11 protein-coding genes are annotated in these 12,889 nt (G+C 68.3%); 9 read left to right on the top strand and 2 right to left on the bottom strand.

What is annotated here, in order from left to right:
* Nucleotides 1-195: 195 nt before the first annotated feature.
* The 6 genes from ACOOHF_RS02455 to ACOOHF_RS02430 all read left to right on the top strand — a co-directional run bounded on the left by ACOOHF_RS02455 (nt 196) and on the right by ACOOHF_RS02430 (nt 6,685).
* Entirely contained in the window at nt 196-1,887 is a 1,692-nt protein-coding gene (locus ACOOHF_RS02455; RefSeq protein ID WP_420463227.1) for an ACT domain-containing protein, read from the top strand.
* Entirely contained in the window at nt 1,884-2,699 is an 816-nt protein-coding gene (locus tag ACOOHF_RS02450; protein ID WP_420463226.1) for an aspartate-semialdehyde dehydrogenase, read from the top strand. The genes ACOOHF_RS02455 and ACOOHF_RS02450 overlap by 4 nt, the downstream gene beginning before the upstream one ends.
* A gap of 10 nt (nt 2,700-2,709) precedes the next feature.
* On the top strand, nt 2,710-3,717 hold the full coding sequence (locus tag ACOOHF_RS02445) for a homoserine kinase (protein WP_419936315.1): 1,008 nt from the start codon (nt 2,710-2,712) through the stop codon (nt 3,715-3,717).
* Nucleotides 3,718-3,719: 2 nt separating this feature from the next.
* Entirely contained in the window at nt 3,720-5,042 is a 1,323-nt protein-coding gene (thrC, locus tag ACOOHF_RS02440; protein ID WP_419936316.1) for a threonine synthase, read from the top strand.
* A 102-nt stretch (nt 5,043-5,144) separates the two neighbouring features.
* Nucleotides 5,145-5,621 (top strand): DUF4399 domain-containing protein, encoded by a 477-nt coding sequence (locus tag ACOOHF_RS02435; protein ID WP_420463225.1) that lies wholly within the window; start codon nt 5,145-5,147, stop codon nt 5,619-5,621.
* A complete protein-coding gene (locus ACOOHF_RS02430) occupies nt 5,618-6,685 on the top strand; it encodes an acetamidase/formamidase family protein (protein WP_419936318.1) in 1,068 nt (355 codons plus the stop codon). Before ACOOHF_RS02435 ends, ACOOHF_RS02430 begins: the two co-directional genes overlap by 4 nt.
* 195 nt (nt 6,686-6,880) lie before the next feature.
* On the opposite strand, the gene ACOOHF_RS02425 is transcribed toward ACOOHF_RS02430, so the two are convergent.
* Both ACOOHF_RS02425 and ACOOHF_RS02420 read right to left on the bottom strand, forming a co-directional pair.
* Nucleotides 6,881-8,233: a Zn-dependent hydrolase gene (locus ACOOHF_RS02425; RefSeq protein WP_420463224.1), complete on the bottom strand. Its 1,353-nt coding sequence runs from the start codon at nt 8,231-8,233 to the stop codon at nt 6,881-6,883.
* A 5-nt stretch (nt 8,234-8,238) separates the two neighbouring features.
* Nucleotides 8,239-9,120: a DUF4159 domain-containing protein gene (locus ACOOHF_RS02420; RefSeq protein ID WP_420463223.1), complete on the bottom strand. Its 882-nt coding sequence runs from the start codon at nt 9,118-9,120 to the stop codon at nt 8,239-8,241.
* A gap of 146 nt (nt 9,121-9,266) precedes the next feature.
* On the opposite strand from ACOOHF_RS02420, the gene ACOOHF_RS02415 reads away from it, so the two are divergent.
* The 3 genes from ACOOHF_RS02415 to ACOOHF_RS02405 are packed head-to-tail and all read left to right on the top strand — an operon-like array spanning nt 9,267 to nt 12,870.
* Nucleotides 9,267-10,085 (top strand): ABC transporter ATP-binding protein, encoded by an 819-nt coding sequence (locus ACOOHF_RS02415; protein ID WP_420463222.1) that lies wholly within the window; start codon nt 9,267-9,269, stop codon nt 10,083-10,085.
* The gene (locus ACOOHF_RS02410; protein ID WP_420463221.1) at nt 10,082-11,995 is read left to right on the top strand and encodes an AMP-binding protein; all 1,914 of its coding nucleotides are present in this window, start codon (nt 10,082-10,084) and stop codon (nt 11,993-11,995) included. The genes ACOOHF_RS02415 and ACOOHF_RS02410 overlap by 4 nt, the downstream gene beginning before the upstream one ends.
* Nucleotides 11,996-11,997: 2 nt before the next feature.
* Nucleotides 11,998-12,870: a branched-chain amino acid ABC transporter permease gene (locus ACOOHF_RS02405; RefSeq protein ID WP_420463220.1), complete on the top strand. Its 873-nt coding sequence runs from the start codon at nt 11,998-12,000 to the stop codon at nt 12,868-12,870.
* Nucleotides 12,871-12,889 lie beyond the last annotated feature (19 nt).

The following is a 12,889-nucleotide window of genomic DNA, read 5'->3' as shown; positions in this document are numbered from 1 at the left end:
CAAGCGCCGACGACGAACTTGCCCCTGATTGCCAGGGTCGGAGTGCTGTGCGACGGTCTCGCAGCCGAGGTGGAGCAATGCGAATCCGAATCCGACGTTGGCCGTGGCAGGCCGTCGGCAGCGATGGATCGCGTCGTTTCCCATGGCGAACTGCTATCCACAGAGCTTCTGGCGGCGGCACTTCGAGCGGCGCATATGCCCGCCGCGAAGGTGGTCTATCCACCGACCGTCACGCCCGCCCGGCGGGGCGGGATTCCGCTGGTGGTTCGCAGCACCCTCGATCCGGATCACCCTGGAACGCTCATCGAAGACGGCCGTCACCAGGTAAGCGCCCAGGGCACGGTAGTGGCCGGGATCACATCGATCACGGATGTGCACCTGATGCTCCTGGTGGGGGATAACCTGGTCGGTACGCCCGGCGTCGCCGGACGATTGTTCCGGGCCCTGGCCTCCTCTGGCGCGAGCGCGATCCTGATTTCCCAGGCATCGAGCGAACATTCGATCTGTTGCGCCGTCGAGCCGGACGTGTCGGAAGCGGCCCGGCGCGCGGTCAAGGCCGAGTTCCAGACCGACATCGAGGCGGGATCCGGCGAAGGCATGAAGCACCGGCCCGGTATCGCCGGCCGCGTATTCGGCGTCCTCGGGCGACGGGCGGTGAACGTTCGGGCGGTGGCACAGGGATCATCGGAGCGCAACATTTCGGCGGTCGTCGCGCGGGCGGACCTGGGCCGTGCCGTTCGCTGGATTCACCGCGAGTTCTTTCATCGCGCCGCTTCCGGCCGGATCGCTGTCTACATCCTCGGCGTGGGCGGTGTGGGCAGCGCGCTCCTGCGTCAACTTCGTGCGGTACGCGATGCCCTTGGGGACCGGGGTATTGAACTGCAGCTGCGAGGTGTTGCCAGCTCTCAATACATGCAACTCTGCGGAAGGGTGGGCGGGGGCCTCGATCCCGCTTGCGCCGAGAACTCCGAGGCATGGCGTACGACTCTGAGGCAGAAGGGGGAAGCCGTCGACCTGGACCGGCTTCTGGACGACCTGGAAGAGGTGGCCCCAAGTGGCGGTCGCGCCGTGCTCGTCGACGTCACCGCGAGCGACTCGATGCGCGATGTCTACCGCCGCGCTCTGGCGGCAGGTGCCGCGGTCGTGAGCGCGAACAAGCTCCCCTTCGCCGGCCGCATCGAGGACTTTCGCGAGTTCCGCAGGGCCGGAGACCGGGCCGTGTTTCACGAGGCGACGGTCGGCGCCGGCCTTCCAGTGCTGCACACTGCGGATCTCCTGCTTGGAACCGGAGATCGGATCGACTTGATATCCGGCGTGTTCTCCGGCACACTCGCGTATCTCACCGCAGAGTTGACCGCCGGGAAGGTGTGGAGCGAGGCGGTGCGACGGGCCCACCGCCTGGGGTATACGGAGCCGGATCCCCGGGACGACCTCGGAGGTCTGGACGTCGCACGCAAACTGCTCATTCTGGCCCGAATCTGCGGTCTTGATCTGAAGATCCAGGATGTCGATGTGGAACCGATGCTGAACCGGCCCGATCTGGCCGACCTGCCACTCCGGGAGTACTGGCGGCGGCTCCCCGAAGCCGATGGGGAGATGGCCGCGCGTTTTGGTCAGGCAGCGGAGGAGGGGCTCGAGCTCGCCTATCTTGCGGAACTGGACATGACCGGCGCTTCAGGCGTCGCCCGGGTTGGGCTGTGGACCGTGCCGCTTGATCATCCCGTGGCCGGCATGCCCGCCTCCGAGAACATCTTCATCTTCCGCAGTCGGCGATATCAGGCCCACCCTCTGATCATTCGGGGACCCGGCGCCGGCACCGATCTGACAGCCGCAGGGGTGTTCGCCGACATCTTGCGTGCCTATGCCGAGCGGGGATCGGCCGGGTGAGGACGCCGAACCGGCATCCGGGCAGGCGTATCCGAACTGCGGTGCTGGGCGCTACGGGCACCGTAGGCCAGCGGTTCGTCAGCCTTCTGACCGGGCATCCCTGGTTTGAACTGGAGGCACTCGCCGCGTCCGAACGCTCGGCCGGCAAGCCCTACCGCGACACGGTGACCTGGGTGCAGACGCAGCCCCTCCCCCCGGCTGTTGCCGGAATGCCGGTCCAGACGTGCGAGCAGCTCCTCGGCGGTGGTTACGAACTCGTCTTCTCGGCCCTCGGCACCAGGGTGGCGACAGCGGTCGAGCCCGAGTTCGCCCGAGACTGCCTCCTGGTCACGAACGCCAGTTCCTACCGCATGGATGCAGAGGTGCCTCTGCTGGTGCCGGAAGTGAACCCCGATCATCTGCGCCTGCTGCCCGCCCCCGCCGCCGATGCCCTGCTACCAACGGGGATGATCGCCAACCCGAACTGTTCGACGATCGGTCTCGCACTGGCCCTCAAACCGCTGGCCGACGCTTTCGGAGTCGATCGCGTGTCGGTCATCACCCTGCAGGCGGTGTCGGGCGCCGGACTGCCCGGTATCTCCGGCTACCAGATCCTGGACAACGTGATCCCGCGGATCCCCAACGAAGAGGAAAAGCTGGAAATCGAGACCACGAAGATCCTGGGCCGGCTCGCCGGTGGAGCGATCGAGCCGGCCCGGTTGACCGTGTCGGCGCAGTGCAATCGCGTGCCGGTGGTTGATGGCCACACGCCCTGCGTCTCCGCAGGCGCGCTGCTCGGGGCCGAACTGGCCGTCGCCCGCACCTGCCGATGAGGTGCCGCCAGTGACACGCGCCGTCCGGGCCTTCGCTCCCGCCTCGGTGGCGAACATCGCCTGCGGTTTCGACATCCTGGGTCTGGCCCTGCAGACGAGCGAGGACGGGCGTGCCACCTTGGGCGATGTCGTCACCGCCACCCGGACCGATCGAACGAAGGGTCCCCGGAGCAGAGATCCGGTGACGATTGCGGCGATAACCGGTGACGATGGCCGGTTACCCCTCGAGTCAGAGCGCAATACGGCGGCCGTGGCGGCGAACGCGCTGTTACAGAGCGAAGCTCCGGACATCGCCGTGACACTGGAGATCGAGAAGCGGATGCCGCTCGAGAGCGGTCTCGGCTCAAGCGCCGCGAGCGCGGTCGCCGCGGTGGTCGCGGTCGATGCCCTGCTTGGGTTGGACCTGTCGCCGGCCGCGCTGCTTCGCTACTCCCTGGCCGGCGAGATCCTGGTCGACGGCAGCGCCCACGCCGACAATCTGGCGCCGTCCCTGCTCGGCGGGCTGGTCCTCGTCCGCTCGCTGGAACCGATCCCGGACATCGTCGAACTCCCTGTGCCGCAGGGTCTCACCTGCGCGGTAGTGCGTCCGCATATCAACGTGAACACGCGTGAGGCCCGCTCGATTCTGGCACCCCATCTGCCGCTGCCGCGCGCGGTCGCGCAGTGGGGAAACTGCGCCGCGCTGATCGCCGCGCTTTACCGTGGTGACTTGGAACTGCTCTCCCGCTCACTGGTCGATGTCGTAGCCGAACCGGCGCGCGCGGCCGCCGTACCGGGCTTCTTCGCCGCCAAGGCGGCGGCGCTCGCAGCGGGTGCCCTGGGCTGCAGCCTCTCGGGCAGCGGCCCTGCGTTGTTCGCCCTCTGCGAGGGCACTGAATGCGGTCGTGAAGTCGCGGATGCGATGGCGGCAGCACTCGAGAACGCCGAGGATACGGAATGCGATCGGCTGGTGTCGTCGTTGCCGGCACCCGGGGCGCGGGTGATCGAAGATGACCCGGTCCCGGCGCCCGGCCCCTGACGTTGCGCTTCATCAGCACCGAGGGCAGGGCTCCGCCTGTGACCTTCGGCGAGGCGGTGCTCGAAGGTCCGGCGCCCGATGGCGGCCTGTACGTTCCCGAGCGCCTCGAGCCGCTGACGCAGGCCGATCTGGACGCCTTGAGCGCAGGGTCTCTGACCGACATCGCCCGGTTCCTCGCCCGCCGCCTGTTCGGCTCGGGACTCCCGGAGGACGACCTCGCCGCGCTGCTCGACGAGGCCCTGAACTTCCCGGTTCCCCTGGTCGAGATCGAGCCCGGTGTGCACTGCCTCGAACTTTTTCATGGGCCTACGCTGGCGTTCAAGGACATCGCGGCACGGGTGATGTCGCGGCTGATGTCCCGGATCACCGCACGCGGGCAGGACACGACCGTGCTCGTTGCAACCAGCGGCGACACCGGCAGCGCGGTTGCGCACGCGTTCTCCGGCCTCCGCGGCTTTCGGGTGTGCGTGCTCTATCCGCAAGGGCTGGTCACCGAGGCGCAGCGGCGGCTGTTCACCACCCTCGCCGGCAACGTGACCGCAGTCGCCGTGGAGGGCGTATTCGACGACTGCCAGCGGCTGGTGCGGCGCGCTTTTGCCGATGAGGATCTACGCCGAGCACGGCCGCTCGTCTCTGCGAACTCGATCAACATTGGTCGATTGCTACCCCAGGTCTTCTACTACTTCCATGCCTGGGCCCAGCTCGCTCGTGCCGGCAGGCATCAGGGAGACCCGGCCCTTGTCGTGTCGACGCCGAGCGGAAACTTCGGGAACCTGACCGCCGGGCTCATCGCCAGGAAGATAGGCCTGCCGATCGACCGCTTCGTGGCGGCGACCAACATCAACGACGTGGTGCCGGCCTACCTCGAGAGTGGCAGATTTCTTCCGCGTGAGTCGGCGGCAACGATCTCGAACGCAATGGATGTCGGCCATCCCGGCAACTTCGCCCGCATCCTCCACCTCTACTCTGACTGCGGCGACACATTGACTGCCCTTCGCCGTGACCTTGCCGGCCACGCCTTCGATGATCGGGCGACGCGCGCCGCGATGTGGGACATGTATGAACAGCGCGGGGTTCTGCTTGATCCCCATACAGCGGTCGGGTATCTGGGTCTGAAGGCGGAATTGAAGGCACACGGCGGTACGGGCATCGTCCTGGCGACCGCCCACCCCGCGAAGTTCGCGGAGGTCATGCGGAGTGCGGCCGGAATTGATCCGCCGGCTCCGGCGGCGCTCCGCCGGTGTGCCGACCTCCCCGAGCGAATCATCGGCATTCCGGCCGAGTACGGGGCGTTGCGCGGTGTGTTGACTGGAGGCCGGCACTAGCAGCCCGTGGTACCGCACATCTCGCGCCGGCGAATGGGTCTGCCTAATCTGCAGATCCGGATGCCGCGTAGCATCGATGGATCGCTCGCACATGGAGGCACCATGCGTTTCCCGCTCTCGAGTCGTATCCCCATCGCCCTGGTCGTCCCGGTCGCGCTCGCCATCGCGTGTGGGGGTGGAGAACAGGCCGAAGCCGAGGCGGACGCCGCGCCCGAGATCGCCCCGGAGTCGATGCCCACGGTACGGATCACGCAGCCGGAGGAGGGCGCGACGGTGGGCCCGGACGTGCAGGTCGTGCTCGAAACCGAGGGGATCGCGATCGTCTCGATCACGCCGCCGGTCGTCGGCACCGGCCACCATCACCTGTATGTGGATGTGGATCTCACGCCGCTCAACGAGATGATTCCGCAGAACGACCCCCAGATCATCCACAAGGGGGACGGGAGCACCGAGATCATGCTCGAGGGACTCGCGCCCGGAGAGCACCGAGTCATCGCGGTCGTGGCCAACCCGGCGCACATCCCGATCGACCCGCCGCTCGTCGACACGCTCCACTTCACCGTCGCGAACCAGCAATGAGGGTGGCGGCCGGGGCGGTCTGCGGGATCCCCGTCCTCGCGCTCGCCTTCACGACGCTCGCCTTCACGACAGGCTGCACCCCCGGCGACGCACCGGGCGGCGGGGGTGACTCCGCGACGGCGGACGCCGCGGGCGAGGGCGGTTCGGAGACCCCGGCGCCGCAGCACACGCTGACCGCCGACCAGACGCACAACCGCTGGAGCCGCGCGATCCCGCCGATCCTCACGGTGCAGTCCGGCGCCGTGATCGAGGCCTGGCTCGAGGAAGCGTCGGACCAGCAGCTGACCCGCGAATCCACGGTCGAGGACCTCGCCACGCTGAGCTTCGACCCGATCCATCCCCTGACCGGACCGGTGTACGTCGAGGGCGCCGAGCCGGGCGACCTCCTGGCGGTCACGTTGCACGAGATCGAACTGGGCGACTGGGGCTGGGTGGCGAACGTCCCCGGGTTCGGGTTCCTCGCCGACCGCTTCCCCGATCCCTACCTCCGGATCTTCGAGTTCGAACCGGGGGATACGAGCGTGGGCTTCGCGCCGGGCATCCGCATCCCGCTCCGCCCGTTCCCCGGCGTCATGGGCGTCGCGCCGGACACCGACTCGATGCTGGTGACGATCCCGCCCCGCCAGAACGGCGGCAACATGGACGATCGGGACCTGGTCGAGGGGACGACGGTGTACTTCCCGGTGCTGGTCGAGGGCGCCCTCTTCTCGCTCGGCGACCCGCACATCGCGCAGGGAGACGGCGAGGTGGGCGGGACCGCGATCGAGGGGCCGCTCCGCGTCGTCTACGAACTCGAGGTCATCAAGGGCGCCGGGCCCATCCCGTCGCCCCACTACGAGACGGATGAGTTCTACGCCGTGACCGGGTTCGCGCCCACGATCGACGAGGCGGCGCGGAACGCCGTGGAGGCGATGATCGACTATCTCGTGAACTCACGGGACCTGTCGCGCGCGGACGCCTACGCGCTGGCCTCGATGGCGGGGGACCTGAAGATCTCCGAGGTGGTCGACGTGCCGAACATGCTCGTCGCCATGCGCATCTCGAAGGATGTGATCGGCAACTAGGGCCGGGTAGCGCCGGGTAGTGCCGGAGCCGCCAGCTGTGCGAGGGGCCACCCGAGGGTGCGCGACCCGAGGTTCCAGCCCGATGGTTGTTGTTGGACGTCCCTGTGAAGCCTTATGCCAATTCAAAATCAAACTTTCAATTGGCTTAATCCGATGCAGGGGCGCTGGCTCCTCCCATGATCGCTCCAGATCTGGCTAGAGCCCCTGTTCGTCGATCGCGAGCAGGGTGCGCAGGAGGACGTTGGCACCCGCCGTGATCTGATCGGGCGCCGTGAATTCGAGCGGCGAGTGGCTGATGCCATCGTGGCTCGGCACGAAGATCATCCCCACCGGCCCCAGCAGCGCAACGCTCTGCGCGTCGTGTCCCGCGCCGCTCGGCATTCGGAGGGTCGTGAGCCCGAGGTCCCGCGCCTCCGCTTCGATCCGGTCCCTGAGTCGCGGATCGGTGGGCGCGGCGCGGCTCTCGTAGAACTGCTCGAGGGACACCGTCGTGCCGTCCGCCGCCGCGATCTCCTCCGCCCGCCCGCGTATCGTCCGAAACACGGCGTCGATCCCGTCCATCGACAGGTCGCGGATCTCGAGGCTGAAGGTGACACGCCCCGGGATGACGTTCGGCGCGCCCGGTTCGGCGGTCAGCCGGCCGACGGTGGCCACGTGCCGCCCGGGCAACTCGAGCGCGATCATGTGCACGGCGTCGATGATCCGGGCGGCGGTCACCATGGCGTCCTGGCGTAGATCCATCGGCGTGGTGCCGGCGTGGTTCGCGAACCCGTCGACGGTCGCCGTCCAGCGGCGGATCCCGACGATGCCCTCGACGACGCCGATGTCCAGTCCGCCCCGGTCGAGCACGAACCCCTGCTCGATGTGCAACTCGAGGTAGGCCGTCAGGCTCTCCGGCTCGCGCAGGGCCGCGCCCGGGTCGGTAAGGTCGCCCCCGAGACGCCGTGTGCCCTCGCCGATCATGAACCCGCTCGCGGTGACGATGTCCAGTTCCTCGGGACGGACCTCGCCGGCGATGGCCCGGCTGCCGGTCTTGCCGCCCTCCTCGTTGGCCCAGATGACGAGTTCCAGCGGGTGTAGGGTCGCGCGGCCGGCGTCGGCCAGCGTCGCCAGCGCCTCGAGGGCGCCCATCGAGCCGACCTGGCCGTCGTAGCTCCCACCCGCCGGGACGGAATCGATGTGGGACCCGACGAGGATCGGTGAGAGCGACGGGTCGGTCCCGGGGCGCCGCCCGATGAGGTTGGCGGCCCGGTCCACGTGCACGTCGAGGCCGAGGCCGGACATGATGTCCGAGAGCCAGTCGCGGGCCGCCCGGTCCTCGTCGCTGTACGCGAGCCGCGTCGTGCCTTCCGCGGCGGCGCTGAAGCCGACGAGTTCGTTCATGCGGCGGTTGAGCCGGTCGCCGTCCACGAGCGAAGGCTGGTGCGGGGCGCCGCGGACGCGCCAGGGAGTTGCCGCCGCGCCCAGCGCGCCTAGGGCGAGCGTCCCGAACCGCCGCCGGGATATCGGGTCGGCGGGGCCGCCGGGTCGCTGCGGGCCGCCGGGCATGGGGCTCAGTGGCTCAGGCCGTAGATGATGTAGTTGATCGCGAGTTCGTACGCGTACGTCGACCGATCAATCGGATAGTACGGGTTCTCCGACCACTCCCACGCGTCGCCGAGGTCCGTGTTGTGGTTGATCACGACCATGATCTCCCCCCGGTCGTCGAGGATCCCGTAGATCTTCGGCTCGCACGGGCCCCAGCATTCCTCGTACCTGCCTCGCATGGCGTTGTTGATGCTCGGGACGGTCAGGATCTGCTCGATGTCGTAGAACTGGTGAAAGATCGGGTGGTCGTCCGGGATCGGCCGGATCTCGCGGTTGGGCAGGACGAGCGACATGTGATACGCGAAGTTGGCCCACGCGTCCGGCCCCCAGAAATCGTCCACCACCAGAAAGCCGCCCGCCTCCAGGTAGTTTCTGAGCCCGAGGATCTCCGGCTCGGTAAGCCGCATGTACCCGACCTCGAGCATGTACAGGAAAGGAAAGCGGCGCAGTTCGGGGTCGGCCAGCGACACCGGGTTCTCCCACTCGTGCAGGTCCAGCAGCGTGAGCAGGCGATGGAGGATGAAGAGGAACTGGCGGTCCGCCTTCGGAAAATCTGTCGACCAGGTCCCGCGGCCGCGCCAGTAGCCTCTGGACCCCGAGTAGATCGCGCGCGTGAAGTAGAAGTCGCGGCCCCATTCGGCCAACGCCTGGGCCAGCGCCGGCTCGCGCTCGAGCAGCGCGTCGCGCGGCCCGACCTCGCTCCGGGCCGGAGAGGTCGCGGTTTCCGCCGCGGGATTCGGCGCGACCGCGGCCCGGTCGGGGGCCAGCGACCCGGTCGCTCCCGCCACCGCGATCGCGGCCAGCACGGAGACGACGGCGGAGGCGGCTGCCAGACGAGGACGAGTCATACGCTGATAAGGATCGCCCGGCGGCCGTTCGTCAACACCGCCGCCCCGGGGGGGACCGACTTTCTCCGGGGGGCCGACTTTCCCGGCTGCGGGTGCGGGCGTACACTCCTTTCCCCCTTTCCCGACCCAGCAAGAAGTGCTCCGGAATGAACGACCCCGACGGCCGAGCCAGCGTGCGTGTGGACGGCGTCACCCTCCGGTTCGGGGGCGTGACGGCGCTGACCGACGTGTGTCTCGACATCCACGGCGGTGAACTGCTTGCGCTCATCGGCCCCAACGGCGCGGGAAAGACGAGCATCCTCAACTGCATCTCCGGGCTGTACCGGCCCGGGGAGGGCACCATCACCCTCGTGGAGGCCTCCGGCAGGACGCACCCGCTCCATCGCCTCCCGCCGCACCGGATCGCCCGGCTCGGGGTCGCGCGCACGTTCCAGGGCATCGAACTGTTCAAGCACATGACCGCGCTCGAGAACATGATGCTGGGCCGTCACGTCCACATGCGCGGCGGCGCGCTCTCGGGCGGACTGTTCTGGGGGCGCCAGCGCCGGGAAGAGATCGAGAACCGCATCCGGGTCGAGGAAGTGATCGACTTCCTGAACCTGGAGTCGATCCGGCACGCGACCGTCGGCAACCTGCCCTACGGACGGCAGAAGCTGGTGGAACTGGGCCGCGCGCTGGCGCTCGACCCGGAGATCCTCCTCCTCGACGAACCGATGGCGGGGATGAATTCGGAGGAGAAGGAATCGATGGCCCGCTTCATCCTCGATGTGCACGAGGAGTGGGGCGTGACGCAGGTCGTGATCGACCACGACATGGACGTGATCATGGACATCTCGGAGCGCGTCGTCGCCCTCGACTTCGGGCGGGTGATCGCTCAGGGTTCTCCGGCCGAGGTGCGCGAGGATCCCCGGGTGGTCGAGGCCTACCTTGGTCAGGATCAGACCTCGGCCGCCGCGGTTCCGTGACGGATTCGATGCTCGACGGCCACCTTCCCGGCCGGCTCAAGCGCCAGGCCTCGCTGCGCGGAGACCGCGTGGCCCTGCGCGAGAAGGAGTTCGGGATCTGGCGGACGATCACCTGGGAGGAATACGCGCGGCGTGTACGCCACTTCGCCCTGGGTCTGCGCGACCTCGGTCTCGCGCGGGGAGACAGGATCGCGATCATCGGCGACAACCGGCCCGAATGGGTGATCGCCGAACTGGCCGCCCAGTCGCTCGGGGCGCTCCCCATCGGGATGTATCAGGACGCGGTGGCGAGCGAGATCCGGTACCTGCTCTCCGAGTCCCGGGCCCGCCTCGTGGTGGCAGAGGACCAGGAACAGGTCGACAAGGTGCTCGAGGTCCGCGAGGGGCTGCCGGGGTTGCAGTACGTCGTCTACTACGATGCCCGCGGCCTGGGCGGCTACGAAGCGTCGGGACTCCTCCCGTTCCCCGACCTGGAGCGGCGGGGGCGCGACCGGGAGCGAGCGATCCCGAGCGAGTATGATGACGCCCTGGTGAAGGTGCGGCCCGAAGACACCGCGCTCCTGTGCACGACCTCGGGGACGACGAGCAAGCCCAAGCTCGCCATGCTCTCGCACGAGAACCTCCTCAGCATGGCCGAACAGCTGCAGGACGTCGACCCGATGTCCGCCGCTGACGAGTTCGTGTCGTTTCTCCCGCTGGCCTGGGTCGGCGAGCAGATGATGACGCTTTCGCGCCAGCTCATCGTCGGCTTCCCCGTGAACTTCCCGGAGGAGCCGGGTACGGTGCGGCAGGACCTGCGCGAGATCGGACCGCGCGTGATGTTCTCGCCGCCGCGGATCTGGGAGAATCTCGTCTCCGAAGTCCAGGTCATGGTCGAGGACACGACCCCGCTCAAGCGCCGCGCCTACGGCTGGGCGATGGGCGTGGGTCGCGAACTCGCGGACGCCCAGTTCGGGGGACACCCGCCGACGGCGGCGCAGCGCACCCGCCGCCGAATCGCGGAGTGGATCGCGTTGCGCGCGATCAAGGACCAGCTGGGTCTCAGGCGCCTGCGCGACGCGTATACGGGAGGGGCCGCGCTCGGACCGGACGTGTTCCGCTTCTTCCACGCCCTCGGGGTCAATCTGAAGCAGATCTACGGACAGACCGAAGTCGCGGGCATCTCGGTGCTCCACCGCGACGGAGATATCCGATACCAGACCGTCGGCCGGCCGCTACGCGGGATGGAGGTCCGCGTCGCCGAGGACGGAGAGATCCTCACCCGCGGCCCGGCCGTGTTCCAGGGCTACTTCCGGAACGCCGACGCGACGAGCGACACGCTGAAGGGGGGCTGGCTGCACTCCGGTGACGCCGGGTACTTCGATGACGAGGGCCATCTCGTCGTCATCGATCGTCTGAAGGACGTGATGTTGCTCGCGGACGGGACCAGCTTCTCGCCCCAGTTCATCGAGAACCTGCTCAAGTTCAGCCCCTACGTGAGCGAGGCCGTGGTCTTCGGCGGGGAGCACCCGTGCGTGGCGGGGATCATCGCGATCGACTTCGAGAACGCGGGCCAGTGGGCGGAGCGCCGCCAGCTCGCCTACACGACCTTCACGGATCTGTCGCAGAAGCCGGAGGTGTACGAGCTGATCCGGGCCCACGTGGAGTCGGTCAACGAAGATGTGCCGCAGGCGGCCCGGATTCGCCGTTTCCTCCTCCTCCACAAGGAACTGCACGCCGACGACGCCGAGCTTACGCGCACGAGGAAGGTCCGCCGACGGTTCATCGCCGACCGCTTCAGGCGTCTGATCGAGGCGCTGTACGGGGACGCCGAGGCGGTGACGGTGGACATGGAGATCACCTATCAGGACGGACGCACGGCGAACGTGAAACACGATCTGAGGATCGAGCGTCTGGACGGGGCCGCGTAGCCGTGGACCAGTTCCTGCAGCTCACGGTCACGGGCCTGGGGACGGGGATGATCTACGCCCTCGCGGCCGTCGGCTTCGTCGTCATCTACAAGGCGAGCGACGTGATCAACTTCTCGCAGGGGGACCTCCTCCTGTTCGGGACGTACCTGATCTTCTTCGCGCTCGTCCAACTGGGGCTGCCGTGGACGCTGGGTGTCCTCGTGACGGTGGTGATCGCGGCGGGGATCGGCCTCGTCATCGAGCGTCTCGTCCTCCGGCCGCTCATCGGCGAACCGGTGATCTCGATGATCATGGTGACGATCGGGCTCTCGAGCGTCCTGCGCGCCGTCGTAGGGGCGATCTGGGGTCCGCAGCCCCGCACCTTCCCGTCGTTCCTCCCACAGGGGGAGATCATGCTCGGCCCCGCCATCGTGAGCGCGGACCGGCTCGTGGCGATCCCGCTCGCGCTCGCCATGCTGGGGGGACTGGCGCTCTTCTTCCGCCGTACGCGGGGCGGGATCGCGATGCGCGCGATCGCCGATGACCAGCAGGCCGCGCTCAGCATGGGGATCAGTATCCCGCGGGTGTTCGCGACGGCCTGGGCCCTCGCGGCGGTGACCGCCGCGATCGGGGGGATGATGCTCGGCAGCATCGTCGGGGTGAGTTCGAACGTGGCCCAGATCGGCCTGCGCGTCTTCCCCGTCGTCATCCTGGGCGGCCTCGACTCGATCCGGGGCGCGGTCGTGGGCGGGGCGATCATCGGGCTCCTGGAGATCTACACCGGGGGCTACATCGGCCACGGCCTCAGCCTCATCGTCCCGTACGTCGCATTGATCGTGGTGCTGATGGTCCGTCCGTACGGACTGTTCGGCAAGGAGATCATCGAACGGGTATGAGCGGCCCCGTGACGGAACC

This window comes from Candidatus Palauibacter sp., assembly GCF_965216145.1.
Classification (GTDB): Bacteria; Gemmatimonadota; Gemmatimonadetes; order Palauibacterales; family Palauibacteraceae; genus Palauibacter.
Note: the sequence above shows the minus strand (reverse complement) of the source record. Positions and strands in the feature narration are given on the sequence as shown.

Bases quoted from the DNA above. Each gene is read 5' to 3' on its own strand.
- ACOOHF_RS02455 (WP_420463227.1), top strand. From the start codon at position 196: ATGCCCGCCGCGAAGGTGGTCTATCCACCGACCGTCACGCCCGCCCGG.
- ACOOHF_RS02430 (WP_419936318.1), top strand. From the start codon at position 5,618: ATGAGGGTGGCGGCCGGGGCGGTCTGCGGGATCCCCGTCCTCGCGCTC.
- ACOOHF_RS02420 (WP_420463223.1), bottom strand. From the start codon at position 9,120: ATGACTCGTCCTCGTCTGGCAGCCGCCTCCGCCGTCGTCTCCGTGCTG.
- ACOOHF_RS02415 (WP_420463222.1), top strand. From the start codon at position 9,267: ATGAACGACCCCGACGGCCGAGCCAGCGTGCGTGTGGACGGCGTCACC.
- ACOOHF_RS02425 (WP_420463224.1), bottom strand. From the start codon at position 8,233: ATGCCCGGCGGCCCGCAGCGACCCGGCGGCCCCGCCGACCCGATATCC.
- ACOOHF_RS02435 (WP_420463225.1), top strand. From the start codon at position 5,145: ATGCGTTTCCCGCTCTCGAGTCGTATCCCCATCGCCCTGGTCGTCCCG.